General features: G+C 62.3%; 30 protein-coding genes, 2 tRNA genes and 1 pseudogene. 11 read left to right on the top strand and 22 right to left on the bottom strand.

Annotated elements, in window-relative coordinates; all coding sequences use genetic code 11:
- Nucleotides 1-428: 428 nt before the first annotated feature.
- Nucleotides 429-1,334: a LysR family transcriptional regulator gene (locus HG549_RS16010; protein ID WP_170030464.1), complete on the bottom strand. Its 906-nt coding sequence runs from the start codon at nt 1,332-1,334 to the stop codon at nt 429-431.
- A 98-nt stretch (nt 1,335-1,432) separates the two neighbouring features.
- Here HG549_RS16010 and HG549_RS16005 point away from each other — a divergent pair, with 98 nt between their 5' ends.
- Nucleotides 1,433-2,194, top strand: a complete 762-nt coding sequence (locus HG549_RS16005) for a TSUP family transporter (RefSeq protein ID WP_170030463.1) — start codon at nt 1,433-1,435, stop codon at nt 2,192-2,194.
- Between the two features lies 1 nt (nt 2,195).
- Here the strand turns inward: HG549_RS16005 and HG549_RS16000 are convergent, their stop codons facing one another.
- The 5 genes from HG549_RS16000 to HG549_RS15980 form a co-directional block, all read right to left on the bottom strand.
- Nucleotides 2,196-3,620, bottom strand: a complete 1,425-nt coding sequence (locus HG549_RS16000; RefSeq protein ID WP_170034208.1) for a GGDEF domain-containing protein — start codon at nt 3,618-3,620, stop codon at nt 2,196-2,198.
- A gap of 139 nt (nt 3,621-3,759) precedes the next feature.
- On the bottom strand, nt 3,760-5,589 hold the full coding sequence (locus HG549_RS15995) for an SLC13 family permease (RefSeq protein ID WP_170030462.1): 1,830 nt from the start codon (nt 5,587-5,589) through the stop codon (nt 3,760-3,762).
- A 138-nt stretch (nt 5,590-5,727) separates the two neighbouring features.
- Nucleotides 5,728-6,114: a glycine zipper domain-containing protein gene (locus tag HG549_RS15990; protein WP_170030461.1), complete on the bottom strand. Its 387-nt coding sequence runs from the start codon at nt 6,112-6,114 to the stop codon at nt 5,728-5,730.
- Nucleotides 6,115-6,185: 71 nt separating this feature from the next.
- Nucleotides 6,186-6,380 carry a hypothetical protein gene (locus tag HG549_RS15985; protein ID WP_170034206.1) on the bottom strand — a complete coding sequence of 65 codons (195 nt, stop codon included), beginning with the start codon at nt 6,378-6,380 and terminating at the stop codon, nt 6,186-6,188.
- 132 nt (nt 6,381-6,512) lie between these two features.
- Nucleotides 6,513-6,803 (bottom strand): RcnB family protein, encoded by a 291-nt coding sequence (locus HG549_RS15980; protein ID WP_170030460.1) that lies wholly within the window; start codon nt 6,801-6,803, stop codon nt 6,513-6,515.
- Nucleotides 6,804-6,917: 114 nt separating this feature from the next.
- On the opposite strand from HG549_RS15980, the gene HG549_RS15975 reads away from it, so the two are divergent.
- Together HG549_RS15975 and HG549_RS15970 are read left to right on the top strand one after the other, a co-directional pair.
- Nucleotides 6,918-7,268, top strand: a complete 351-nt coding sequence (locus HG549_RS15975; protein ID WP_170030459.1) for a hypothetical protein — start codon at nt 6,918-6,920, stop codon at nt 7,266-7,268.
- 193 nt (nt 7,269-7,461) lie between these two features.
- Entirely contained in the window at nt 7,462-8,283 is an 822-nt protein-coding gene (locus HG549_RS15970) for a bifunctional 2-polyprenyl-6-hydroxyphenol methylase/3-demethylubiquinol 3-O-methyltransferase UbiG (RefSeq protein ID WP_170030458.1), read from the top strand.
- Here the strand turns inward: HG549_RS15970 and HG549_RS15965 are convergent, their stop codons facing one another.
- The 4 genes from HG549_RS15965 to HG549_RS15950 all read right to left on the bottom strand — a co-directional run bounded on the left by HG549_RS15965 (nt 8,284) and on the right by HG549_RS15950 (nt 11,588).
- Complete coding sequence (locus tag HG549_RS15965) at nt 8,284-9,051, bottom strand: SDR family oxidoreductase (protein WP_170030457.1); 768 nt, start codon at nt 9,049-9,051, stop codon at nt 8,284-8,286.
- A 35-nt stretch (nt 9,052-9,086) separates the two neighbouring features.
- A complete protein-coding gene (locus HG549_RS15960) occupies nt 9,087-10,154 on the bottom strand; it encodes a phosphotransferase family protein (RefSeq protein WP_170030456.1) in 1,068 nt (355 codons plus the stop codon).
- Nucleotides 10,155-10,503: 349 nt separating this feature from the next.
- Nucleotides 10,504-10,821 (bottom strand): SCP2 sterol-binding domain-containing protein, encoded by a 318-nt coding sequence (locus tag HG549_RS15955; protein WP_003257405.1) that lies wholly within the window; start codon nt 10,819-10,821, stop codon nt 10,504-10,506.
- Nucleotides 10,822-10,877: 56 nt separating this feature from the next.
- On the bottom strand, nt 10,878-11,588 hold the full coding sequence (locus HG549_RS15950) for a histidine phosphatase family protein (RefSeq protein WP_170030455.1): 711 nt from the start codon (nt 11,586-11,588) through the stop codon (nt 10,878-10,880).
- Nucleotides 11,589-11,785: 197 nt separating this feature from the next.
- Between HG549_RS15950 and sohB the strand changes: the two genes are divergently transcribed.
- Together sohB and HG549_RS15940 are read left to right on the top strand one after the other, a co-directional pair.
- Complete coding sequence (gene sohB / locus HG549_RS15945) at nt 11,786-12,811, top strand: protease SohB (protein ID WP_170030454.1); 1,026 nt, start codon at nt 11,786-11,788, stop codon at nt 12,809-12,811.
- Between the two features lie 154 nt (nt 12,812-12,965).
- Nucleotides 12,966-13,039, top strand: a tRNA-Cys gene (locus HG549_RS15940).
- A 97-nt stretch (nt 13,040-13,136) separates the two neighbouring features.
- Here the strand turns inward: HG549_RS15940 and HG549_RS26040 are convergent.
- Nucleotides 13,137-13,250, bottom strand: a pseudogene (locus HG549_RS26040) (integrase); the annotation flags it as partial.
- A 326-nt stretch (nt 13,251-13,576) separates the two neighbouring features.
- Here HG549_RS26040 and HG549_RS15935 point away from each other — a divergent pair.
- Nucleotides 13,577-14,005, top strand: a complete 429-nt coding sequence (locus HG549_RS15935) for a hypothetical protein (protein ID WP_170030453.1) — start codon at nt 13,577-13,579, stop codon at nt 14,003-14,005.
- A 435-nt stretch (nt 14,006-14,440) separates the two neighbouring features.
- Here the strand turns inward: HG549_RS15935 and trbK are convergent, their stop codons facing one another.
- From trbK to HG549_RS15905, 6 genes are all read right to left on the bottom strand, one after another.
- A complete protein-coding gene (gene trbK, locus HG549_RS15930) occupies nt 14,441-14,686 on the bottom strand; it encodes an entry exclusion lipoprotein TrbK (protein WP_170030452.1) in 246 nt (81 codons plus the stop codon).
- A 127-nt stretch (nt 14,687-14,813) separates the two neighbouring features.
- Nucleotides 14,814-15,050 (bottom strand): hypothetical protein, encoded by a 237-nt coding sequence (locus HG549_RS15925; RefSeq protein ID WP_170030451.1) that lies wholly within the window; start codon nt 15,048-15,050, stop codon nt 14,814-14,816.
- 418 nt (nt 15,051-15,468) lie between these two features.
- Nucleotides 15,469-15,705, bottom strand: a complete 237-nt coding sequence (locus HG549_RS15920; protein ID WP_170030450.1) for a hypothetical protein — start codon at nt 15,703-15,705, stop codon at nt 15,469-15,471.
- A gap of 51 nt (nt 15,706-15,756) precedes the next feature.
- Nucleotides 15,757-15,978, bottom strand: coding sequence for a hypothetical protein (locus HG549_RS15915; RefSeq protein ID WP_170030449.1), 222 nt, complete (start codon nt 15,976-15,978; stop codon nt 15,757-15,759).
- Between the two features lie 157 nt (nt 15,979-16,135).
- Nucleotides 16,136-17,146: an alcohol dehydrogenase AdhP gene (gene adhP / locus HG549_RS15910; RefSeq protein ID WP_170030448.1), complete on the bottom strand. Its 1,011-nt coding sequence runs from the start codon at nt 17,144-17,146 to the stop codon at nt 16,136-16,138.
- A 223-nt stretch (nt 17,147-17,369) separates the two neighbouring features.
- On the bottom strand, nt 17,370-18,044 hold the full coding sequence (locus HG549_RS15905) for a polysaccharide lyase family 7 protein (RefSeq protein ID WP_170030447.1): 675 nt from the start codon (nt 18,042-18,044) through the stop codon (nt 17,370-17,372).
- Between the two features lie 259 nt (nt 18,045-18,303).
- Here HG549_RS15905 and HG549_RS15900 point away from each other — a divergent pair, with 259 nt between their 5' ends.
- Entirely contained in the window at nt 18,304-18,501 is a 198-nt protein-coding gene (locus HG549_RS15900) for a hypothetical protein (protein WP_170030446.1), read from the top strand.
- 1 nt (nt 18,502) lies between these two features.
- Here HG549_RS15900 and HG549_RS15895 read toward each other — a convergent pair whose 3' ends face one another.
- Complete coding sequence (locus HG549_RS15895) at nt 18,503-18,916, bottom strand: DoxX family protein (RefSeq protein ID WP_170030445.1); 414 nt, start codon at nt 18,914-18,916, stop codon at nt 18,503-18,505.
- 104 nt (nt 18,917-19,020) lie between these two features.
- A tRNA-Leu gene (locus HG549_RS15890) sits at nt 19,021-19,105 on the bottom strand.
- Nucleotides 19,106-19,305: 200 nt separating this feature from the next.
- Here HG549_RS15890 and HG549_RS15885 point away from each other — a divergent pair.
- The 4 genes from HG549_RS15885 to HG549_RS15870 all read left to right on the top strand — a co-directional run bounded on the left by HG549_RS15885 (nt 19,306) and on the right by HG549_RS15870 (nt 22,654).
- On the top strand, nt 19,306-19,581 hold the full coding sequence (locus HG549_RS15885; protein WP_170030444.1) for a hypothetical protein: 276 nt from the start codon (nt 19,306-19,308) through the stop codon (nt 19,579-19,581).
- 98 nt (nt 19,582-19,679) lie between these two features.
- Nucleotides 19,680-20,837 (top strand): nitrogen regulation protein NR(II), encoded by a 1,158-nt coding sequence (locus tag HG549_RS15880; RefSeq protein ID WP_170030443.1) that lies wholly within the window; start codon nt 19,680-19,682, stop codon nt 20,835-20,837.
- A 5-nt stretch (nt 20,838-20,842) separates the two neighbouring features.
- Complete coding sequence (locus HG549_RS15875; RefSeq protein ID WP_170030442.1) at nt 20,843-22,288, top strand: ATPase domain-containing protein; 1,446 nt, start codon at nt 20,843-20,845, stop codon at nt 22,286-22,288.
- Nucleotides 22,289-22,300: 12 nt separating this feature from the next.
- Entirely contained in the window at nt 22,301-22,654 is a 354-nt protein-coding gene (locus HG549_RS15870; RefSeq protein WP_170030441.1) for a response regulator, read from the top strand.
- A 45-nt stretch (nt 22,655-22,699) separates the two neighbouring features.
- Here the strand turns inward: HG549_RS15870 and csrA are convergent, their stop codons facing one another.
- The 3 genes from csrA to modC form a co-directional block, all read right to left on the bottom strand.
- On the bottom strand, nt 22,700-22,897 hold the full coding sequence (gene csrA, locus HG549_RS15865; RefSeq protein ID WP_004375914.1) for a carbon storage regulator CsrA: 198 nt from the start codon (nt 22,895-22,897) through the stop codon (nt 22,700-22,702).
- A gap of 253 nt (nt 22,898-23,150) precedes the next feature.
- On the bottom strand, nt 23,151-24,173 hold the full coding sequence (locus HG549_RS15860) for a DNA topoisomerase IB (protein ID WP_170030440.1): 1,023 nt from the start codon (nt 24,171-24,173) through the stop codon (nt 23,151-23,153).
- A 58-nt stretch (nt 24,174-24,231) separates the two neighbouring features.
- A complete protein-coding gene (modC, locus tag HG549_RS15855) occupies nt 24,232-25,323 on the bottom strand; it encodes a molybdenum ABC transporter ATP-binding protein (RefSeq protein ID WP_170030439.1) in 1,092 nt (363 codons plus the stop codon).

Raw genomic sequence — 25,323 nt, 5'->3', positions numbered from 1 at the left:
CAAAGCAGGGCTGGGCATCTGATCCGCTTTTTTTCCACAAACCTGAATCTGTAACCGTATCAGCCCAAGCCGGACAATAGGCCCATTCCCGCATCCACACTGTTGAGGTTCCGATGGGCAAGCTCGCGCTGTTCCTGGGTGGTTTTCTGCTGTTGACCCTGCTGATAGGTATTCTTGGCACCATCCCGCCAAGCTGAACTCGATTCCTGCACACCCCACATCTGCGCGGCCTGCCCGGCTTTCGGGCGGGCCTGTCGCTGTTGTCGTTTGGCCGATTCACCCTACCGATTTGTACGATAAGTCGTTCTTTACGCTGGGAAATCTGTCCACAAAAAACGTGGGTAGATCTGTGGATAAAGTGCTGCAAGCCAAGCGTACGGCGGGCTCTGTTAAATTGAGCAGAATTTGAACAGCCGTTTCCAGGTGTTTCAATAGGCCATGCCGGCGCGGCGCAGCGCCGCGAGCAAGTCTCGTACCCGTGCCGGTAGTTCGCCGGCAGGGTAGACGGCATGCATCTGTGGGTCCTGGCCGCTGCTGGAGGTCAGGCGGTAATGCGGGCATACCCGCACCAGGCGCCCAGCCCTGACCTGCGCTTCGCCGACCCAGGCAGCCAGGCGGGCGATACCGGCACCGGCCAGCGTGCAGTGATACACCGCGTCGCCTGAATCCAGGCGCAACCTCGGCCTGGGCCGCAGGCTGGTGATCTGGCCGTCACGGCAAAAGTGCCAGGCTTTGAGGATGCGTGGGGCGGTGTGCAGGATCAATGCATGCCCTTGCAGCTCTTCGGGGTGCTGTGGCGCACCTGCCGCTGCCAGGTATGCCGGGCTTGCATACAGGTGGCGCTGGTAATCCCACAGCGGGTAACCGATCAATTCGCTCGATTGCGGAAAGGCGCCGCGCACCACGAAGTCGAATTTGCCCTGCAGCGGGTCGAGCGCCCCGTCGCTGTACTGCACGTCCAGTGTCACCTGGGGGTGGCGGCGGGAAAACTCGGCCAGTACCTGAGGCAGCACATGTTCACCCAGCAGCTGGGGCACGGCGAAGCGGATCCAGCCCTGTGCACTGCCGCTGAGCGCGGCCAGCTCATCGGCGGCGTCACGTTGCACATCCAGCAAGCGCTCGGCGTGGGGCAACAGGCGCTCGCCGGCTTCGGTCAGGGTGACGGCGCTGGCGTTGCGGTTCAGCAGCTTGCTACCGGCGTTGTCTTCGAGGGCCTGTACTGCGCGTGTCACCGCGCTTGGCGAGCGGCCCAGCGCGCGGGCGGCAGCGACGAAACTACGCTTGTGCGCCACGCTGACGAACGCCTGGATTTCCCGCAGCATGTCCAATGCCATTGGCTGTTCCTTGTTGCAGTTTTCGCAATGCGGCATTTCAACACAAGCGCAGCACTTTGATTAGCCTTGCGGGCGTCTTCACTGCCTGGAATCGCATCATGCTGGATATCGCTGTGCTCTCCGTGTTCGCCTTTGCCGCCGGGCTGATCGACGCTGCCGTCGGCGGCGGCGGGCTGATCCAGATTCCGGCCTTGTTCAACGTGCTGCCCACCGCGCAACCGGCGGCACTGCTCGGCAGCAACAAGTTGGCGTCAGTCTGTGGCACGGCCTTCGCGGCCCGTTCGTTCATCCGCAAGGTGACCCTGGACTGGGGCCTGATCGTGCCGGCGGCGCTCAGTGCCTTTGTCATGTCGTTTGCCGGCGCTGCCACGGTGTCGCGGGTGCCACCCAGCGTGATGCGCCCGGCGGTGCTGGTGCTGATCGTGCTGATGGCCATCTACACCTTCTGCAAGAAGGATTTCGGCACCTTGCACACACCGGCGAAGATCGGCCGCAAGGAGCAGTGCCTGGCAATACTGATCGGCGGTGCGATCGGCTTCTACGATGGCCTGTTCGGGCCGGGCACCGGCAGCTTCCTGATCTTCCTGTTCATTCGCTTCTTCGCCTTGGACTTCCTGCACGCCTCGGCGTCGGCCAAGGTGGTCAACATCGCCACCAACCTGGCGGCGCTGGTGTTCTTCGTGCCCTCGGGGAATGTGCTGTACGCCATCGCCCTGCCCATGGCCGCGTGCAACGTCCTTGGCGCGCTGACCGGTACCTGGCTGGCGGTGCGCAAGGGGGCGGGTTTTGTACGCGGGCTGTTCCTGGTGCTATTGTGCGTGCTGATCGCCAAGCTGTCATGGGACTTGCTGGCCGGCTAGCTCAGATCACCTGGCGCTGGGCCTCGGCTTGCTCCACGCGGTTGCGGCCATGCGCCTTGGCCCGGTACAGCGCCTGGTCGGCGCGCGCCAGCAGTTCGTCCAGTGTGGGTGCTGGCGTGTCGGCGGCACAACCGGCCAGGCCAATACTCACGGTAATCTGCAGGCGCTGGTCGGCCTGCAGCACATGCAGGTCCTGCACCGCGCGGCGCAGGCGTTCGGCAGTGAACTTGGCGCGGTCGGGCGCCAGGCCCGGAATGATCACCACGAACTCCTCGCCGCCCAGGCGGGCGAACAGTTCGCTATCGTGCAGCTGGTCTTGCAAGGCAGCGGCGAACTGGCGCAGCACCTGGTCACCCACCGCATGGCCATGGGCATCGTTGATCGCCTTGAAGTGGTCGATGTCCAGCATCATCAGGGTCAGGGGCAGCGCCTGGGCGTGTTGCTGACGGCTGTCCAGCAGGGCATTGGCGCGGCGGGTGAAGGCACTGCGGGTGAGCACGCCGGTGAGGTGGTCGATGCTGGCCTGATGCGCCAGGCGCGCCATGAGGCTGCGGTTGGCCTGGCTGACGCAGGCGACCACCAGCGGCCCGAGCACCAGCATGGCGATGCCCAGGCGCGCAGACATCAGGGTGGTCACGCCCGGCTCGCTCTGCGGCACGATGAAATGCATGAGGTTTTGCGCCACTGCGACAATCAGCGTGCTGCCCACGGTAAGCGTCAGCAGGGCAACCAGAAACGGTGAATACGTCCAGGCGCACCACAACAGCGCGGCAATCGGGAACGCAATGGCCCCGGGGCCGCCGAAAGCAATGCCGAGCGCCAGCGAGGCGAGCAGTACCAGCAACGGCGCCAGGCGGATCGCCTGGGCGCCGCCACGCACCAGGGCACGCGCCGAGGGGGCCGTGAGCAGCACCGGCAGCACCAGCACGCTGGTAGAGAACTGTTCGCTGAACCAGGCCAGCCAGGTAGCACGCAAGGACTGTTCGAACCAGGGGGCAGCCATCACGGTTGCCATGCTGGCCGCTACCATGGCGCCGGCGGCACAAGCGGCGAACACGCTGACCACGCCGTGGGGGGTACGCATGCGCTGGTGCAGGCGTGGCAAACGCGAGAGCAACAGCCACAGCGTGACCACCATGCCCAGGTTGCACAGGTTGAACCACAGGGCCGGTACCCAGGCGCTGCCGCACAGCAGGTCGGCGCCAACCATGGCCAGCCAGACCAGGGCGAAGCCCGCCAGCGTGGCCTGCCGGGGGAAGCGCAGCAGCACCCCGGCCAGTACCGCATTGACCGGCCAGAACAGCGACAGCGATTCGATCGGGCGGGCCAGGATGCCGCCCAGGGTGAGGGCGAAGGTCAGGGCAAGCAAGATGACGACGTGCAACAGGCGCGATTGGGCTGGAAAAACCATGGGCTCGACCGGCAGAGCGGAAACGAAATCCAGGACAACGGCTTGAAGCACCTGGGGCAATGACGTATCAGTGTGTTTCGTCAGGGTACTTGATGTCAATCTGCCGCGATCGGCCGGGATAATGTCAAACTGCCTTCATTGCGTGCCAGTTGCCTCACAGCCCGAACAACCACGGCACCATCAATACGGTCACCAGCATCACCAGTAGCGTGAATGGCACGCCGACCTTGACGAAGTCGGCAAAGCGGTATTGCCCGGGGCCCAGCACCAGTGTGTTGACCGGCGAAGAAACCGGGGTCATGAACGCGGCCGAGGCGGCCAGCGCCACGGTCATGGCGAACGGGTAGGGTGACATGCCCAGCTGTGCGGCGGTGCTGACGGCTACCGGGGCCATTAGTACCGCAGTGGCGGTGTTGGAGATGAACAGGCCGATCAGCGCGGTGACCGCGAACAGGCTGGCCAGGATGGCGCCTGGGCCGGCACCGCCGAGTAGGCTGACCAGCCCGCTTACGGCCAGGTCGATGCCGCCGGTTTTCTGCAGCGCCTGGGCAAAGGGCAGCATGCCGACAATCAGTACCAGGCTTTGCCAGTGGATGGCCCGGTAGGCGCTGTTCATGTCGATGCAGCGGCCTGCGCCCATCAGCAGGCAGCCGATCAGCGCGGCGATGACGTTGGGTACCGCGCCGCTGACCATCAGGCCGACCATCACCGCCAGGCTCAGCAGCGCCTGCGGTGCGCGCCTGCGCGCGGGCGCGACCAGGTCGATTTCCGCAGGCAGGCTCAGGACCAGGAAGTCCTTGGGCCGGCTTTGCAGCTGGCGCACCGCCTTCCATGGGCCGACCACCAGCAGGGTGTCACCCAGGCGCAGCTTCTCTTCCACCAGTTGCGCGTCGATCGCCGCCTGTTCGCGGCGCAGGCCAACCACGTTGAGGTCGAAACGGGTGCGAAAGGCCAGTTCGAGGATACTCTTGCCGATCAGTTGCGAGCCGGGTGGTAGCGACACCTCGGCCATGCCCAGCTCCTGGGACTGGTCGATGAAGTACGCTGCCTTGAAGTGCAAGGGCTCCAGCTGCATGGACTGGCACAGGCTGCGCAGGTCGTCATGGTTGGCAAACAGGTCCAGCAGCAACACGTCACCCTGCTGCAGCACGCTAGCCGAGTCGGCAGCGATCACCCGCGTGGTGAACTTGTGCAGGCGCTCGATGCCGATCACGTTGGCGCCATGCCGGGTACGCAGTTCCAGTTCGCCCAGGGTATGGCCGATCAGCGGCGAATGCGGGCGGATGCGCAGGCGCCGTTCGCGGCCATTGAGCTTGTAGTCCAGCACCAGGTCGAGCAAGGTGCGCCGGCTTTCCACCCGGCCATCCTTGCGCACCTCGCCATTCAGCCAATGCCGGGTCAGCAGCATGTAGCCGATGCCCAGCACCAGCACCACCAGGCCGAACGGGGTGAAGCTGAAAAAGCTGAAGCCTGCTTCGCCATGGCGCACCAGCTCGCTGTGCACCACCACGTTGGGCGGCGTGGCCACCAGGCTGAGCATGCCGCTGATCAGGCCGGCGAAGGCCAGTGGCATCATCAGCCGGCTGGGCGAAAGCTGCAGGCGCGCGGCGATGCTCAGCACCACCGGAATGAAGATCGCCACCACGCCAGTGGAGCTCATGATCGACCCCAGCCCCGCCACGGCCACCATCAGCAGCACCAGCAGGCGGGCTTCGCTGTTGCCGGCGCGCTCGCTCATCCACTCGCCGATGCGGTAGGCGATGCCGGTGCGCACCAGGCCTTCACCGATCACGAACAGGGCGGCGATCAGCACCACGTTGGGGTCGCTGAAACCGGCCAGCGCCTGCTCCACGCTGAGGATGCCCGACAGCGGCAGGGCGAGGATCACCAATAGCGCGACCACGTCCATGCGCGGGCGGTTGATGACGAACAGGACGATGACGATGGCCAGCAGGCCGAGGACCCAGAGCAGCTCTTGGTTCATGGGGAGGGGGTGTTCCTTCACACAGGGGCACGTTAGACAGTAGCAGGCAGTGTGCCGGATTGTGCTGAAGGGGGTATTGATGTACTGCAGGGTTTGCAAAACAGAAGGGGCCGCATTGCGGCCCCTTGGTCACCGGGATCAGTGGCGGTGACGGCGGTGGTGCCTGCCGCCATTGTCGCCCAGGTGGTTGCCGATGGCGCCACCGGCCGCGCCGCCCAGGCCGGCGCCCACGGTGGAGCCGGTCTTGCCGCCCACCGCGCCGCCTAGCAGCGAACCGCCAGCCGAGCCCAGGCCACCGCCGATGGCAGCTTCGGTACGGTTGCCTTTGCTTGCGCCTACCGCACTGCCGGCTGCGCCGCCGAGGCCGGCGCCAATGGCCGCCCCGGTGCGGCCGCCGATCTGTTGGCCAACAACGTTACCCAGAACACCACCCAGGCCACCGCCAATGGCGGCAGTACCGTCACCGGCGAAAGCGCCCTGGCACAGCAGCAGGCCAAGGGCAAGGGAAGGCAGAGTCACACGCATGATACGAACCTCGAAGGAATCATCAGGTAAAGGTGCCGCGCACGGGCGGCGAATCTGGGGGAGAAGACGCTTCAGCGGTAGTAGCGGTCACCGCGGTAATCACGATCGTCATCATCATCGTCGTCATGGCGATCATGCCGATGGTGGTGACGGTGCTCATGGTCGCGGTCCCGCCAGCCATCGTCGTCGTCATGGTAGCGATGGCTATGGCAGCCTGCGGTGAGCAGGACAACGGCGATCAGCGAAAGGCTTGCAAGACGGGGTATCACGATATAGGTCCTTGATCCGCAACGGTTTGCGGCACACCTCCTGAGACTGGAAACGCTCCATTTGGTTTCGCTGGCAGGCAAAAATATTTGCCATGCCAGCGCTGAGCGGAAGGCCTGATGCGGGCAGGTTCAGCGCGCTGGCCGGATCGCCAGCACGACACCGTTGGTAATCTGCACCAGTACGTAGTGATCGCCCATGCGCACCCAGTGGCTTTCCTTCTCCGGTGCCGGCAGGCCTTTGCCTTTCCAGTCCTTCAGGGCCTGGTCATCGCGCTTGTACTGGTCAGGCGCCTTGTCGCCGACCTTGAGTTCGCGGTTGTGGGTTTCCGGGGCAGTGATGCTTTCTTCGCTGGACGGCGCGGCGCCGACAGCCAGGGGCAGGCAGGGCAGTGCAGCAAGTAGCAGGTAGTGCAGTTTCATGACGATTCCTCGTGGCGGCATGTCTTAGCTGCGACAGCGGTTTGCGCCAGGCAATTCACTCGCGATGCCTGCCAGTGCTAGAGTCGCCTTCTTTTTTTACCCTGAGGATGGAACATGCATGCGATTCTGCCGATGGCCGCGGCACTGATGCTGGTGGGTTGTGCTTCTGCAACCATGGAAACGGCCCGCGGCGGCAAGCCGACCGCGCAGCTCGACTCGCACAAGGCGCCGGAGCTGGTGGCCCAGTGCATCCAGTTCAGTTGGCAGGAGGAGAGGGTGTTCGGCGACGACGCCAGCGGCTATCTGGAACCGCGCAAGCAGGGCGGCTTCACGGTTTATACCCGTGAAGCCGAAGCATTCGTGGATGTGTACCCGCAAGCCGGTGGGGCACGGGTGGATTTCTACGCGCAGAAAAACGATGGCGTGGCGCTACAGCGCCGGGCCGCGGCGGCGACTTGCCTGTAACCAGCGGACAGCACAATCGCAGCCTCTGTGGGAGCGGGTATGCCCGTGCCTGCGCCAGTACCGGCAATGCCGCCTTCGCGGCTGCACAAGCTGCCACAGGACCGCGTTGGCTTTACAATTTTTCGCAAGGTGGTCCTGTCGCCGTGAGCCTGGTGGAGGCTAGCATGAGCGCCTGCCACTCAGGGAAAACAGCATGGACCGCTCACTGCAACTCAACCGCGCCAGCTGGGACGAACGCGCGCCGCTGCACGCCGCCTCGAAGGACTACCAAGTCGAACGGTTTGTCCAGCATCACGACCACCTGTCCGATACCGTGCGCTTTGATCTGCCATTGCTCGGCGACATCAACGGGCTTGATACCGTCCACCTGCAGTGCCACATTGGCACCGATACCCTGTCGCTGGCGCGCCTCGGCGCCAAGGTCTGTGGCCTGGACTATTCGGCGGCATCGCTGGCCGAAGCGCGGGCTTTGGCCGAGCGCTGTGCTGCACCAATCAGGTATGTCGAGGCCGAGGTCTACGCCGCCAGCGAGGTGTTGCCGGCCGGCACCTTCGATCTGGTCTACACCGGCATAGGTGCGCTCTGCTGGCTGCCGCGTATCGAGCCATGGGCGCGTACCGTCGCTGCGTTGCTGAAACCGGGCGGGCGCCTGTTCCTGCGTGACGGTCACCCGGTGCTGATGGCGGTCAATGAAGACCATCAGGACCGCCTGCAGCTGGAATACCCCTACTTCGAGCAGCAAGCGCCGACGGTCTGGCATAGCGACCAGACCTACGTCGACACCGAGCAGCGTCTTATCCACTGCGAAACCCACGAATGGAACCACGGCCTGGGCGAAGTCATCAGCGCCTTGCTCGGCCAGGGCATGCAACTGACTGCTCTGGTCGAGCACCAGAGCATTCCGTGGGAGGCGTTGCCGGGGCAGATGGCCAAGGGTAACGATGGCGAGTGGCGCTTGCGTGACCGGCCTGCGCGCCTGCCACTGAGCTATACGCTGATGGCAATCAAAGCCTGATCAGGACAGATACCCGCCATCGACATTGAGCGCTGTGCCGGTGGTATAGCTGGAGGCATCGCTGGCCAGGTACAACACGGCGCCGGCCATTTCCTTGGGGTCGGCTACGCGCTTGAGCGGGATCTGCTGCAGTGCGGCATTGCGGATAGCGTCGTTCTTCACCAGTGCCGAGGCGAACTTGGTGTCGGTCAGGCCCGGCAGCAGCGCGTTGCAGCGGATGCCGAACGGCGCGCATTCCTTGGCGAAGACCTTGGTCATGTTGATGACCGCGGCCTTGGTCACCGAATAGATGCCCTGGAACAGGCCAGGTGAAACCCCGTTGATCGACGCGACGTTGATGATGCTGCCGCCACCCTGCTCGCGCATCAGCTTGCCGGCCTCCACCGACATGAAGAAGTAGCCACGGATGTTGACGTCCACGGTCTTCTGGAATGCGCCCGGGTCGGTGTCCAGTACGTTGCAGAATTGCGGGTTGGTGGCGGCGTTGTTGACCAGGATGTCCAGCCGACCGAACTGTTCGCGGATACCGGCGAACACCTGCTGGATCTGCTCCAGTTCGCCGATGTGGCAAGCCATCGCCGTGGCCTTGCCTCCCGCGGCGATGATGGCCTCGGCAACCTGCTGGCAGCCGTCGAGCTTGCGGCTGGACACGATCACATGGGCACCTTGCTGCGCCAGCAAGTGGGCAATCGCCTCGCCAATGCCGCGGCTGGCGCCGGAAACGAAGGCGATCTTGCCGTCGAGGTCGAACAGGTGGGTCTTGGACATGCTGTTTTCCTTGTTATCCGTTGTCGAGGTCGGGCTCAGAGGCTGGACTTGGCAATGACCTGCAGGGTCATGTGCTCCAGCAGGCGGTTCATGTGGATGAACTGGGCGAAACGCTTGTCCTGGGTCTGGCCGTGGTAATAGCGGTAGTAGATCTGCTGGACGATGCCAGCCAGGCGGAACAGCCCATAGCAATAGTAAAAGTCAAAGTTGTCCAGGCGGATGCCGGCGCGCTCGGCGTAGTAGTCGACGAACTGGCGGCGGCTGAGCATGCCCGGTGCATTACTGGGCTGGCGCCGCATCAGTTGCACCGGCGCCGGGTCATCGGCCTCGATCCAGTAGGCCAGGCTGTTGCCCAGGTCCATCAGCGGGTCGCCAAGGGTGGCCATTTCCCAGTCCAGCACACCGATGATGCGCATGGGGTTGGCGGCATCGAGGATCACGTTGTCGAAACGGTAGTCGTTGTGCACGATGGCCGCGCGCGGGTGGTCGGCAGGCATCTTTTCGCGCAGCCAGGCGGTTACCTGTTCCCAGCGCGGGGCATCCGGGGTCAGGGCTTTTTCGTAGCGGCTGGTCCAGCCTTCGATCTGGCGCTGTACATAGCCTTGTGGCTTGCCGAGGTCGGCCAGGCCGCAGGCGTTGTAGTCCACCTGGTGCAGCTCCACCAGACGGTCGATGAAGCTTTTGCACAGGGCCTCGGTGCGCGGGGCATCGAGGTCCAGTTCGGCCGGGATGTCCGAGCGCAGGATGATGCCGTTGACCCGCTCCATGACGTAGAACTCGCCGCCAATCAGGCTGATGTCGGTGCAGTGCACATAGGCCTTGGGGCAGTACGGGAAGCCGCTGTTCAGTTGGTTGAGGATACGAAATTCGCGGCCCATGTCGTGGGCCGACTTGGCCTTCTGGCCGAACGGCGGGCGGCGCAGCACGAAGTCGCGGTCCGGGTAGCTGACCAGGTAGGTGAGGTTGGAAGCGCCGCCGGGGAACTGGGTGATGCGCGGCAGGCCGTCCAGGCCGGGAATATTGGCCTTCAGGTAAGGGTCGATGACGGCTGCATCGAGTTCTTCGCCGGGGCGTACCTGGGTGGACTGGTCGGTGAGCGTCATGCGTTTTCCTTATTCTCGATCGCAAGGACTATTGGCTAATCTAATGCGCTGCTGAGGTTGGAACAAGCGTGCCAGATGCCAAATAGGTAAGGGTGTTGCAGCTTGATCAACTGCCTTGATGAAGCTGCACTGTTCGCCTGGCGCGCAACCGTGCAGGAGCGGCCTTGTGTCGCGATGGGGCGCGAAGCGGCCCCAGGATTGCTGCGCTGATACAAGATCGCCGGGGCCGCGGTGCGCCCCATCGCGACACCAGGCCGCTCCTACAAAAAGCCAGCGCCGCCTGCCGGGGGCAAAAAAAAAACCGAAGCCATTCAGGCTTCGGTTTCTGATCAGCCGGTATCGCCAGCCCTCAGGACGGGAACAGCTCGCTGAGCTTCATCGACAGCATCATGTCGCCTTCAACGCGCAGCTTGCCGCCCATGAACGCCTGCATGCCGTCGGTTTCGCCGCTGACGATACCCTTGAGGGTTTCGCTGTCCATCACCAGCGTGCAGTTGGCATCCGGGTTTTCGCCTTCCTGCAGGTCGCAGGTGCCGTCCTTGACGATCAGCGCGTAGTGCTTGTCTTCGTCGGTGATGTTGAAGCCGAACACCAGGTCCAGGCCGGCGGCAGCGGATGGGTTGAACTTCTCTTGCATCTTTTTGACGGCATCAGCTACGGAGGTCATGGCGCATTCCTTATAGAGTGATTTACACGTCCCCGCAGGGACACAACAAGCCGGGCTCATCGATAGGTGACAAGCTCCGGCGCCTTCAACAGCTGCACATGGGCCTGGCTGTTGAAGGAAGCCAGTGCCACGTCGCGGCCGCGGAACTTCAGCTGGCTGAGCGACGTGTTGATGATCTGCCAGTTCAGCGCGAACGCCTGGCCGGGGGTAATACGGGTAACCAGGTGGAGCAGGGCGGCAATGGTGCCGCCCGAGGTGAAGATGGCGATATTCTCGCTGCCGGCGGCGCCATCGAGTACGCGGTGCAGGCCATCGCGCACCCGAGTGGTGAAGGCCTGCCAGGTTTCCAGGCCATCGTCGGCATGCTCGCCCTCGTACCAACGCTGTACCATCAGTGCGAACAGGCGCTGGAATTCGCTGCGATGCTGTGCACCATTACGCAGGATGTGCAGGGCATCAGGCTCGTCCGGCAGCAGCCCGGGTAGCAAGGCGCGGATCACGCCGTCGGCATCGAACTCATTGAACGCGGCATCGGTCTCAATAGCCGGCACCGCGCAGCCACTGACGTGCAGGGCTTCCAGGGCCAGGCGCGCGGTATCCTGCTGGCGGCGCAGGTTGCCTGCCACGCAGCGGTCCAGGCGCACGCCGAGCTGGGCCAGGTGTTCGCCGAGGGCCTGGCTTTGGCGCACGCCCACCGGCGAGAGGACGTCGTAGTCCTCGGCGCCGAAGGAGGCTTGGCCATGTCGGATCAGGTAGAGGTTGCCCACGGAAGGTTCCGGCCTGTTGGAGGTTGCTGCGAGGTTAGGATGCGGCACACGGGCTGTCAACGAAAAAACATACAAGCGTTTGAAAAGCTTGTTTGAAAGATGTTGCCAGCGTTTGCACCGGCTGGCAGCACCTCAGGCGCAACGGTATGCTTGCTACAGTTACGCGCCGTTGTGGCGCAGGTATTTAAGGAGTCAATGTGGAGTTTCTTGCCGAATACGCAAGCTTTCTCGCCAAAACCGCCACCCTGGTCATCGCCATCCTGGTGGTGCTGTCGGCCATCGCCGGGCTGCGTGGCAAAGGGCGGCGTAAACCGGGCGGGCAATTGCAGGTCACCCGTCTGAACGAATTCTACAAGGACCTGCGTGAGCGCCTGGAGTCCGGCCTGCTCGACAAGGCCGAACTCAAGGCGTTGCGCAAGCAGCAGGCCAAGGCGGAAAAACAGCAGCAGAAGAAGAAAGGCAAGGCCGAGGAAAAGGGCCGGGTCTTCGTCCTGGACTTTGACGGTGACATCAAGGCCTCCGCCACCGAAAGCCTGCGCAACGAAATCACTGCGCTGCTGACCCTGGCCACCCCGCATGACGAAGTGGTATTGCGCCTGGAAAGCGGGGGAGGCCTGGTACACAGCTACGGCCTGGCCGCCTCGCAACTGGCGCGCATCCGCCAGGCCGGCATCCCGTTGACCGTGTGCATCGACAAGGTGGCTGCCAGCGGCGGCTACATGATGGCCTGCATCGGCGAAAAGATTGTCAGCGCACCGTTCGCCGTGCTGGGCTCCATCGGCGTGGTGGCGCAATTGCCCAACGTCAACCGCCTGCTGAAAAAGCACGACATCGATTTCGAAGTGCTCACGGCCGGCGAGTACAAGCGCACCCTGACCGTGTTCGGCGAGAACACCGAGAAGGGGCGGGAGAAGTTCCAGGAAGACCTGGACATCACCCATCAGCTGTTCAAGGATTTCGTCGCCCGTTATCGCCCGCAGCTGCACATCGACGAAGTGGCCACCGGCGAAGTCTGGCTGGGCGTTGCGGCACTCAACCGCAAGCTGGTGGACGAATTGCAGACCAGCGACGAATACCTCAGCGAGCGTGCACGCACGGCCAACCTGTTCCACTTGCACTATGCCGAACGCAAGAGCCTGCAGGAGCGCATCGGCATGGCTGCCAGCGGCACGGTGGAGAACACCGTGGTGGGGTTATGGAGTAAACTCGGCCGCCTGCGCTAACACCTTGAACCCGTTGAAATTTTTTTTCGTTCAGGGGGTTGCAAGGTTAAACGAATGCAGACATAATGGCGCCCATCGAAACGCAGCAAACTTTGAAAAAGGTTCAGCGTTTCAAGGAGATAGCGAAGCGCAAGCAGCTAGATCCGAACTTTGAGGCCGAGTAGCAAAGTGGTTATGCTCCGGATTGCAAATCCGTCTACGCCGGTTCGATTCCGACCTCGGCCTCCACCATTCGAAAGCCCCGCAGATTAACGTCTGCGGGGTTTTTCTTTATGGGTCAAAAAAGCCAAGAGTTCCGAAATAAAAGGCATGGAGTTCCGAAACTTCAGCCTTTCGAGGGCTTGGCAATGGCTCCGACGCGCCGGTAAACGCGCTCGGTGATTCCCTCTTTCGAGTGGCCGAGCAGCACGCTTGCATCGCTCAGATCGTTGATTTCCGAGCGGAGCCTCCTCATACACAGCCAGCCATACCGGTTCGTTGGCGTAGTCAGCCCACTTCAGCTGTCAAAACCGAAACAGAACTGCAAGTTTCGGGTGCATATTTCGCAGCAGCGCTTGAGCTGGGTAAGGCCGGTGTTGCTGCGGCGAGTACACTCACTACCTGGATAGGGTCGTCAAGCCAGCTGCAGAGATTGCTGACAGATGATCGTAGCGCGACGCAAGCGGGCGTGACGGTAGGCCCAGCCTCGTGCTGGGCTTTTTGCATCCGACAGCGCGCGGATGGCGCTTGTGATATCGTTTTGCCTCTAAGCGATGGAGGCGTTCGATGAAAGTCAAAAATTGGGACGGCTGGGAGCCAGAGTGGCTGAAGCTCGTAGATCATTATCAGAGCGCGCCGGCAGTACCTGGTGTGTACATCATCTGTGCAGACCGTGCTATCACGCGAGCGGTGGGCATTGACGATAACGGTATTTTGACTGTTGGAGAGTCGGATAACCTCAAGCGCCGTCTTGCAGCATTCATTCGATGTGCTCGTACGAAAGGCGCTACCGGCCACATGGCAGGATGGCGGTTCAGCTTCGCGTCGTTCGAAAAAATGTTCCCACTGGACACGCTTTGGGTGAGCTGGTATCCCACTGTCGACAAAGCAGCGGCATACGTGAAGGAAGGCGAGATGCTAGGCCTGTATCTGGCAGAGCACTACGAACTACCTCCGTTGAACTACAAGTTCAATTGGTCTCCCCAGGAGCAGTGATTTATAAGCCCAGCCTCGCGCTGGGCTTTTTTGCATCTCGCCATTCTAAATCCGCGCCCTGAGAGTCTTTCACCCACACTGGATGTTTCGTATCTATGTCGATGGTGAAAGCCCCGCAGATCAACGTCTGTGGGTTTTTGAGGGAATGAAATTATGACGCTAAGCGCTTTTCTGCTTATCTCTACTGCGATGCTATCGACGCCCATCATGGCCGCCGATGATCTGAACTATTCCGTGTCGGAAGAGCATTGCACGCCTGAATATTGGGAGAAGCTCCCGGATAACGATAAGGCCGATGACTTGATCGACAGATGTGAGGATTTGAAACCATCCGAGTAGTGGGCGCCTGTGAAGCGCGCTGACTAATCGCCGAAGCTGGAAAAGGAGCCGTCAGGCTCCTTTTCCAGAGGGGCGCGCCTCGACATGCTGAAGGATTCAGTATTTGTCTTCGGCGCTTTTTTCAAACTTCCATGAAGTCATTTTTTTGGCGGCCAGGAAGCTCTTGCAGTTCGCAGTGAACTCGTTCCGGTTCGATTCTTTTGACAAACTAGCGAGGTTTTTCTGGTACATCTCAGGGGCGCAATTGTCTGCCGTTGGTTCAGGCACCTTCTCTTCCGTGCAACCTGCCAAGATCACAGCCAGTCCTAGAGTTGCAGTAAGCTTGGCCAATCTGATGTCCATTTTTCGGTCCTTGTAAATAATATTCCGTCTACATCATTTAGGGGCGATTGCGGATTGCCGGCGACAGCGTCCAGTTGATACCAGTTTTGATAGCAATTATATGGCACTCGCAGGCGAGCACACTCAGTTATCTGATGATGCCCTTGGTTGCAGTGCTCGGCACGAAGCCTTCACTGCCTTGGTTAGGGCATTTGTCTCGCAATTGACGCATGAGCTCTGGATACTTGACGTCCTGTTTCTTCAGCATTTCCTGGTCATTACGCTTTAGATCTGAGCACGTTGGTTCCTTGATATCTTCCGCGCACGCAGAAATCGAGCATGTCGCAATAGCGATAGCGGTGAAACAGAGCATTTTTTTGAGCATGGAATCTATCCTTGAGCGTTAACTTTCGCTACAGAGCACATGTTGCGGTGCACTCGACAGTCAATTCCTCGGCCTGAGGTTTGCGTCCTATCAAGCCCCACCTCCGCTGAACAGCAACCTGCTGGCCCAGTGGCGGCAAATCTGCAGTGGCTGGGTGACGCAGCCGAACCGCTGCTCTGGATGAGAGCAGCGGGGGCGAAATCATATCTCATGTTTTACGAGTCAAGCGCGGGCGCTGCCAGTTTCCAGAGCATCATCGTGGAAAACCACACTCAAGAACATTGCAGGTCCCGGCCAACGCACCCAGAGAGAGGGCATCATACGTTCAATGCTATGGACTAAGTGCCGGCGGGCTGCTCAGGCTGATCGGCAAGATGTAAGGCGGGGCGGCCCCGCGGCCTCGCCTCATGAGCAGGCGCTAGCCTTCAGGCGGGTTTACCCCACAGATGAATTCATCCGACCCCAAGCGGTGCGAACCGAACTCCACAACGTAGCCATGACCACGGCGCTGTGCCTCGGCCCTGGCCGTCTTCTGGTCGGCATAAACATCGACGAAATGCCAAGGATGGCGGTCTCTCAGCACACCCCAACCGAGCACCCAACCTTCATTGCCTGGGTCGGGTGGCAGGTTCTTCGCCAAGCTGCGGATGCTCATGTCTGTACCCCGATTAACTGACCAGTCGCCTGTTCGCGAAGGCGCTCCGACTCACGGCTTGGACATTACCGTGAAGGAAGCATCGCATTTCGGCTGCAGTAACACTGGCCTATCGAACAGCACACCGCCACTGGTGATGAAGCCGCTGGTCTTTTCCAGATAAGCCCATAAGCCCAGATCGTGGATGACGATTTGTGTCGCAGTGTGCGGCTGACCAAGGCTGAGCTCGTATTCGATCCGCTCGAGCACGTCTTTTGCTTCTTCTTCCGTCATGCTGTCCACCCCTTCAAACCACCGTTCATCTCAGGCCCGGCAGGTTGCCAGGCAGAAATTCCTGCGCCTACCAGCAACTAGAGCCCAGGCGGCACCGGTTGGTTCGCTTTTATCAAGGGGTAGCGTGCGCTGCAGTCACAGCCAGCGCACGTGTACGTCAACCTTCGAACTGAATCACCATCCGCCCTTTGATCTTGCCCTCCAGCATTTCCTCGAAGATGTGGTTGATATCTTCGATAGGGCGCAGCGTGACCTTCGGCACCACTTTCCCTTCTGCGGCAAACTGGAAGGCTTCCTGCAGGTCCTGGCGGGTACCGACCAGCGAACCGACCACTTCGATACCGTCCAGCACCAGGCGGGGGATATTCAGGTCCATGGCTTCCGATGGCAGCCCGACTGCCACCAGTCGTCCGCCGGCGCGCAGTGCGTCGACCGCCGAGTTGAAGGCAGCCTTGGCCACTGCGGTAACCACCGCCGCATGGGCGCCTCCGGTCTTTGCCTGGATGACCTTGGCAGCATCTTCGGTACGCGGATTGATCACCAGGTCGGCGCCCATCTCGCTGGCGAAGCGCAGCTGCTCGTCATTGACATCGATGGCGATCACTTTGGCGTTGAACACGTTCCTGGCATATTGCAGCGCCAGGTTGCCAAGGCCACCGAGGCCGTAGATGGCGATCCACTGGCCGGGGCGGATGTTGGAGACCTTCACCGCCTTGTAGGTGGTCACGCCGGCGCAGGTAATGCTGCTGGCAGCCGCGGAGTCGAGCCCGTCGGGCACTTTGACCGAGTAGTCGGCCTTGACGATGCAGGCTTCGGCCATGCCGCCGTCTACCGTGTAGCCGGCGTTCTTCACCTCGCGGCACAGGGTTTCATTGCCGCTGTTGCAATACTCGCAATGCCCGCAGCCCTGATAGAACCAGGCCACGCTGGCGCGGTCGCCTGGCTTGAGCGAGGTGACGCCCGGCCCGACCTCCTGGACCACGCCAATACCTTCGTGGCCCAGCACCACGCCGGTCTTGTCACCGAAGTCGCCGTTTTTCACATGCAGGTCGGTGTGGCACACACCACAGCATTGCATCTTCAGCAGCGCCTCGCCGTGTTCGAGTGGGCGCAAGGTCTTCTCCACCACCTCTACGCGACGGCCTGGGGCAACAACAGCAGCTTTCATATGAGCCTCCGTATCCTGTTCCGAATGGGCTTGCTTATCGCCGGCTAAGCATAGCCCCGGGCCGCTACGGTAAAACTGCTTCAGGTCATGCTCAGGGGCGCTGCGTATGCCGCAAAAAGAAAAGCCCGCGGCAAGGATGCGGCGGGCTGTAAGAACATTAGGGAGCAGGGTCAGTGTGCCCAGCCGGATGTCAGCATTTTGTGAAGCTCAGGTGATGGGAGTGTCACGCATGGCTCAGGTCAAGCTGGCTGATCACGCACACCGAGCCGTCCTCGGGCGGCGTGGTATCGGTGTAGTCCACCTGGTTGTACACCCCGCCATGGAATTTCAGCGTGCGCGTGGCCCAGGTATTGTTCAGTTGGAGGCCCGAGGTCGTGCCGGTGCGGCCATTGCAGCTGGCGCTGACCGTGCAGGCGCCGGCCGCCGTTACCTCGATGGTGATGTCGAAGCGCGCCCCCAGCGGGACGTCGGTCAGTACCGTGCTGCTGCTGGTAGTGAGCTGGTTGAATTCGGTACGGAAACCGACGGTTATTCTGGCCTTGTTCCAGAACACCTTGATAGGTGGGCTGTCATCGTCTTTGACATGCAGCTGGGAAATCACCACTTTCTGCGCCAGGTTGACCTTCTCCAGGACCATGGTCTGGTGGTTGCGGTGCCGGGCAGCGCTGTTCAGTGCCCAGTAGACGGGCTCCTTCCACTCGCAGCGGGTGCGGTGGGTGCTTTTGCTGGAGGCGCCCTTGGTCGGGGCGGTCAGGCGCACCGAGCCATCACTCAGGCGGGCAACCACCTCGGGCAGCGTGGCCAGCGCCTGGGCGCCGGTCAATTCCAGGGCGACCGGGTCGGTGGCGGATTTGGCTACGGGGGTGGTAATGATCAGGGTGTCGATGTTTACAGTCATGGATGCTCTCCTTGAAAAACAAAGGTCCTGCATCATTTGCGAGCGTGGCCAGCATGGGCCGGGTTCCCTGTGATTTTCCTGCATTGGACAGGGGGAGAGTGGCAGCCATAAAAAAGCCCGCCGGGAAAGGCGGGCAAGCAACGTTTGAAGGGAGAGCCTGCAGGTTGGACTCGGCCGGTTAACCCAGCATTAAACGGTAATGCATTGACCTGTGCGGTTGATCAGCCTATACAGGCCTGCCACGAGCCCAGGAGCCAGCATGCGCGACGAAGACGACCTGCACGAACCCGAGCATGATCACCTGCTTGATCACGAATTCCTGTACGACGACAGTGAAGCAGAAGCCGATGCCCGAGGCATCGAGGATGACATCGAGGAAGACGAAGAATCGCTGGATGACCTCGATGACGAAGAGCGCGATCACCCAGCGTGGTTCGACGACTGCGAAGAGGAGTGATTCAGCGACCGTCTACTGAAAAACGCCCGGGGCCGCTGACGGCCAGCGCCAGCAGACCGCCCATGATGCTGAGGTTTTTCAGGAACTGGGTCAGGTTGGCACTGCGCTCCGGGTCGACCATGTTCCAGAACGGGTGGCCCAGCAACGCGGTGCCCAGCACGAACAGGGCGAACAGGAACGCCAGTGGCCGGGTGTAGAAGCCGAGGATCAGCAGGATGCCGACAACGAATTCCATGAGCACGGCAACTGCTGCTGCCAGCATCGGGGCAGGGGCACCCAGCGAGGTCATGTAGCCGACCGTGCCATCGAAACCGGTCAGCTTGCCCCAGCCAGACAAGAGGAACAGGATCATCAGTGTCACTCGGGCGACCAGCAGGAGTATGTCGCGTTGACCATCGAACAGTGAGTAGCGCATGGCAGCGTTCCAGTGGACCAGTACATGCTCCACTCTAGCAGCTGCGCCGAGGCTTGCTGGCGCGCAACAAAAAGGCGCCTTGAAGGCGCCTTTTCAAAGGAATTTGGTGCGAGTGGCGGGACTCGAACCCGCAAGGCTCACGCCGACAGATTTTAAGTCTGCTGTGTATACCAATTCCACCACACTCGCACGCTTGAAGGGGTCGTGAGGACCGGCTCGCTTCTAAGCAGAAGGGCTTCGCATTCAAGCGCGCTTTATAACCCATCGTTATAGTTGAGTCAACCGCAGCACCTATGATCAACAGAGAAGGGGTCGATCGAAGGGGTAATTGACACCTTGCTGTCAATGCGCCACTGTCCCTTTTCATTGGATCCAATGAGTGTGCGGCGATGACTCAATCCGAAGCTTCGCAGCGTATCCTGTACCAACGGCTTTTGTGGCGGCTGCTGTTCGCGCACGTGCTGGTGTTGGGCGCCTTTCTTTATGTTTGCCTGATCAGCCTCGGCGTGTACTTGGTGATGCTGGGGTTCGATGCCGAACACGCGCAGTCGCAGCAGCTGATGGCTTTGGCCGGTGGTGGCTTTATACTGCTGGTCAGCCTGTGGCTGCTCAAAGTGACGATGCCGTGGTGCATCGGCTCGGTATCGGTTGACGCCGAGCACTGAGCTTCGCTCACCCTGCGGGCCCAGCCACGCGCGAGCAGGCTGGTGGGTTCGTTCGGCCGCGTGTATTTTTCCTTTCCTGCCGTACCGGTGGAGTTTGCATGGTTTCAGCCGACTGTCTCGACCCCGTCATGCCTGACCACCGCTATGAGCAATTGGTCCAGTCGGTGGTGGATTACGCCATCTATATGCTCGACCCGACCGGCCATGTGGTGTCGTGGAATGCCGGTGCGCAACGCATCAAGGGCTACCGCGCCGATGAAGTGATCGGCCAGCATTTCTCGTTGTTCTTCACCACCCAGGATTGTGCCGAGGGCCGCCCCGAGCATTTGTTGCGGCAGGCATTGGAGCAGGGTAGCGCGCAGGACGAAGGCTGGCGGGTGCGCAAGGATGGCACGCAGTTCTGGGCCTTGGCCGTGCTGCATGTGATCCATGATGACCTTGGCCAGGTTGTTGGCCTGGCCAAGGTCATCCGCGATATCACCGATCGCCGCGAGGCGGCGCTGCAACTGGATGCGGTACGCGCCCAGCTGTTCCAGGCCCAGAAGCTGGAAGCACTGGGCCAGTTGACCGGCGGTCTGGCCCACGATTTCAACAACCTGTTGACCATCATCATCAGCTCGGCGCACCTGGCCCTGTCCACCAAGGACCCGGCACGCGCCCAGCGCATGCTGCAGCACATTCTCGACGCCGGGCAGCGGGGGACTGAACTGACCCAGCAGTTGCTCAGCTTTGCCCGCCATCGCACGTTCGATGTGACCCGCGTCGCCCCGGCCAGCCTTGTCGCCGCCACGCGCGGCCTTCTGGAGCATGCGCTGCCGGGTTCGATCGAGCTGAAGGTGCTGCTGCAACCGGACCTGCCGCTGATCGAGGTGGATGCCGGGCAGTTGCAGATGGTGCTGCTCAACCTGCTGTTCAATGCCCGCGATGCCATTGCCGGGCAGGGCCGGATCGGCTTGACCGTCGATGTGGTCGAGCTGGCTGGCGAGGTGGAAGGGCTGCACGGCGGTTTTGTGCGTTTCGAGGTGGAGGACAGCGGCGAAGGGATTGCACCGGCGGTACTGCCGCGGATCTTCGAGCCGTTCTTCACCACCAAACCCTTTGGCAAGGGTACCGGCCTGGGCCTCTGTCAGGTATACGGCTTCGCCAGGCAGAGCGGTGGCGCGATCCGTGTCGAGAGTGAACCCGGCCAGGGAACTTGCATGCAGCTTTACTTGCCAATCTATCAGGACCAGACACACAGCCAACTCGACAGGTAGATACCATGGCTCAGGCACTCAGGCGGCTGGTGACGGGCATCGAAGGGCTCGATGCGTTGTTGAAGGGTGGCCTGGTGGCCGGTGCGTCCTATATCGTGCAGGGCCCGCCGGGGGCCGGCAAGACCATTCTTGCCAACCAGCTGGCCTGCGGGCATGTGCGCGGCGGTGGCCGGGTACTGGTGGCGACCTTGCTCAGCGAGTCGCACGAGCGGCTGTTCCAGTACCTGGCGACCCTGGAGTTCTTCGACCCGTCGCTGGTCGGCGACCCGATCCAGTTCGTCAGCGCCTTCGACACCCTGGAGCAGGAGGGCCTGGACGCGGTGGTGCGGCTGCTGCGCCAGGAAATCGCCCGGCAACAGGCCAGCCTGTTGATCGTCGATGGCGTGCTCAATGCCCGCGTGCGCGCAGAAACCACGCTGGATACCAAGAAGTTCGTCTCCGAATTGCAAGGCCATGCGGCGTTTGCCGGCTGCACCGTACTGCTGTTGACCAGTGCGCGCCTGGAAGAGGGCAGCCCGGAGCACACCATGGTCGACGGCGTGATCGAGCTGGGCGAGCAACTGTTCGGCAGCCGTGCCGTGCGCCATATTCAGCTGCGCAAGACGCGCGGCAGTGCGGCGCTGTCGGGGCGCCACGAATGCCTCATCGATGAAGCCGGCCTGCACGTCTACCCGCGCCTGGAGTCGCTGTTCGGCCACCCCAGCTCTGCGGGCACTGCCACCCGGGAGCGGGTCAGCTGCGGCGTGGCAACCCTGGATGAAATGCTTGGCGGTGGCCTGGCCACGGGCTCGGTCAGCCTGCTGATCGGGCCCTCCGGTATTGGCAAGACCTCATTGGGCCTGGCCTTCCTCGGTGCCAGCAGCCCGCAGGCGCCGGGGCTGCATTTCGGCTTCTACGAAACGCCGGAACGCTTGCGTGTCAAGGCCGCGTCGTTGGGGCACGATTTTGTCGCGATGGAGCAGCGCGGCAGCCTGCAGCTGTGCTGGCAGCCAACCACAGAAGGCCTGCTCGATCAGGTCGGGGCGCGCCTGCTGGAGCGGGTCGAGGCACAAGGCAGTAAGCGCGTGCTGATCGACAGCCTGGGGGCGTTCAGCCGCCTGGCCATCGACCCGGCGCGGCTCAATGCATTTTTCCGCGCCTTGACCGGCGAGCTGCGCGCGCGTGACGTCAGCGTGATGCTCACCTGGGAAATGCGCGATATCTTCGGTGCGGAAATCAGCGCCCCGGCGCCAGACCTGTCGAGCATCGTCGACAACCTGATGCTGATGCGTTTCGTCGAGCTGGATTCGCAGCTGCGGCGCATGCTGTCGATCCTCAAGGTGCGTGACAGCCATCACGACCCGGCCTTGCACGAGCTGCAGATCGGGCCACAAGGCCTTACCTTGCGCAAGGCGTTCGAAGGCGCCTGTGGAGTGCTTTCAGGAACGCCGGTGCCACAGGGAAGTGGCTGACGGGGCGGGCCAATGAACACCATCCTGATCGTCGATGACGAATACCTGATTGCCGATATCCTCGGTTTTGCCCTGGAGGACGAAGGCTTTCTGGTAGAAAAGGCCAGCAATGGCCTGAAGGCCCTGGAAGCGCTGAAGGAAAAGCGCGTTCAACTGGTAATTACCGACTACATGATGCCGCTGCTCAACGGTGAGGAACTGGTGCGTTCGATGCGCCAGGACCCGGACTTGAGCGACCTGCCGGTCATCCTCATGAGTGGGGCGCAAGCCAACCAGGGGCGCCCGGAACTGTTCGCCGCGGTGTTCGACAAGCCGTTCGACATGGACGGTATGATCGCCAAGGTGCGCGAACTGCTCGGCACCTGAGGCGCGGGGCGGTCAAGCGCGTCCGTGCGGCTTGAGGCGGGTCGCTCAGTGCGAGTCGTCGTGCTTTTCCGGGGCCGGGCTGCCGGCCTGGATACGCTTGAAGATCTCTTCACGATGGACCTGGACATCTTTCGGTGCATCGATACCGATCCTCACCTGCATCCCCTTGACGCCCAGAATGGTGACTTTGATGTCATCATTGATGACGATGCTTTCGCCAACCTTACGGGTGAGTATCAGCATGTAGTTCTCCTTGGTGATGTAAAAGTCCGTCGGGCTAGTTGCCACGGCGGCGGGAGCTTGTCCCTCTTCCTTCTCATTAAAGACGCTTTCGGCGGATAGTAATTCCCCGACAGACAAATTCTGTTGCGTGTCTTCAGTCGCAGGTGCCGAAGCAAACCGCCAGGGGTTTGTCGGCCAAGGTGCTCGGTGGCAAGAATAGGGGGCTTGGCGCCCAATGGGAAATTTCTTCGCATCATGGGCTGAATAGACCAGGTTAATGGTCCGGCTGTTCCTCAAGTGCCTGAAGAAATAGCAATAAAGCCACTTCTTCTCGGTCCAGGCCCTTGCGCACGCGGCTTTTTGGCAAGTTGGCCAGGCGCCCTGCGGCAAAGTGTTCCAGTACTGCCGGGTGGATATAACAGCGCCTGCACACCGCCGGTGTGTTGCCCAGGCGCGTGGCCACCTGGCGGACGATGGCGCTGACCTGGCGCCGGGCTTCGCTCTCGGGCTCCCAGGCCAGCGGCCGCAGCAGGTCCAGGGCCAGGCGGCTGCCGGCCCAGGTGCGGTAGTCCTTGGCGGTGAAGTCGGCACCGGTCAACTGTTGCAGAAACTGGTTCACCTCGCTGGAGCCGACGCTATGGCGTTGGCCGTCTTCATCCAGGTACTGGAACAGCGCCTGGCCGGGCAACTCCATGCAGCGCTTGAGCAGGCTGGCCAGGCGCCGGTCGTTGAGGGTGACGTTGTGTTCGACGCCACGCTTGCCACGGAACTGGAAGCGAATGGTGCTGCCTTTGACTTGCACGTGGCGGTTGCGCAGGGTAGTCAGCCCGTAGGACTGGTTGTCACGCAGGTAGCGTTGGTTACCGATGCGGATCAGCGTGTGGTCGAGCAGGCTGACCACCAGGGCCATGACCTTTTCCCGATCCAGGCCCGGGCGGGCCAGGTGCGCCTCCAGTTGTTCGCGCAGCTTCGGCAACGCCTGGGCGAAGGCCAGCATGCGCCCGTACTTGTGCTGGTCGCGCAGCTCTCGCCATTGGGCGTGGTAGCGGTATTGCTTGCGGCCACGGGCGTCGCGCCCGGTCGCTTGCAGGTGGCCCTGTGGGTCGGCGCATATCCACACGTCGGTGTAGGCCGGGGGAATCACCAGTGCGGCGATACGTGCCAGGGTGTCCGGGTCACGTACCCGCTGGCCTTCGGCGTCCAGGTAGATGAAGCGGTCCCGCCAGTGTCGGCGGCTCAGGCCAGGCTGGCTGTCATCGACGTAATGCAGCGTTGCGGGGAGCGGGCAGTCGGGCATCGGCAGCAGGCCTCGATCAGGTTGACTGATCAATGGACAGCGGCCACGCGGTGGATGCTCAGCCCAGCAAGGCCACCGACTTGATCTGGGCGAACAGCAGCTGGCCCGGGTGCAGGCCGAGCTGGTCTGCCGAGAAGCGGGTGATACGCGCCAGCAGGGCATTGCCGTCGGCATCCAGGCTGACCAGCACATGGGCCGGGTTGGCCGCCGGCTGGCTTTGGCGCACGCGCACCGGCAGGCGATTGAGGATACTCGAGGTGCCATCGGCGGTCAGCGCAAGGCTGATGTCACGCGCCTGCACCTTGACCCGCAAGGTGCTGCCCATCACCTGGGGCGGGTGGGCGATGCGCAGCAGCGGCCCATTGGCGCCGGGCAGGCGCAGGGTGAGCAGGTCGTAGTGTGGGTCGTGGCCCACCACCAGGCCGTCGAACACCACGCCGGCGTCCTCGCCCTGGGCCAGCGCCAGGTCGAGGCGGGCCAGGGTTTCGCCGACCGGGCCGCTGGCCACCGCCTGGCCTTGCTCCAGCAATACCAGGTGGTCGGCCAGCCGCGCCACTTCGTCCTGGGCGTGACTGACGTACACCAGGGGGATGTCCAGCTCGTCGTGCAGGCGTTCCAGGTAGGGCAGGATCTCGCGCTTGCGTGGCCCGTCGAGGGCCGCCAGCGGCTCGTCCATCAGCAGCAGGCGCGGGCTGCTGAGCAGTGCGCGGGCGATGCCCACCCGCTGCGCCTCGCCACCGGACAAGGTCGCAGGCCGGCGTGCCAGCAAATGGCCGATGCCGAGCAATTGGTAGGCCTGGTCGAGGTTGACCTTGCGCTCGGCAGGGGCCACCCGGCGCCAGCCGAATTCCAGGTTGCCGCGCACCGTCAGGTGGGCAAACAGGCTGGCCTCCTGGAACACATAGCCTACCGGGCGCAGGTGCGGGGGGCGGAAGTAGCCGCGCGCGCTGTCTTCCCAGACCTCGCCGTTGACCTCGATATAGGCACTGGCGGCCCGTTCCAGGCCGGCCAGGCACCGCAGGCAGCTGGTCTTGCCAGAGCCCGAGTGGCCGAACAGTGCGCTGATGCCACGCCCGGGCAGGTGCAGGTCGACCGCCAGGGTAAAGTCGTCGCGGGCCAGTTCCAGGCGCGCCACAATCGATTTGCTCAT

The organism is Pseudomonas sp. SK, from assembly GCF_012975065.1.
GTDB lineage: Bacteria > Pseudomonadota > Gammaproteobacteria > Pseudomonadales > Pseudomonadaceae > Aquipseudomonas > Aquipseudomonas anuradhapurensis.
The sequence above is the reverse complement of the archived record's forward strand: the minus strand, read 5'-3'. Positions and strand labels throughout refer to the sequence as shown.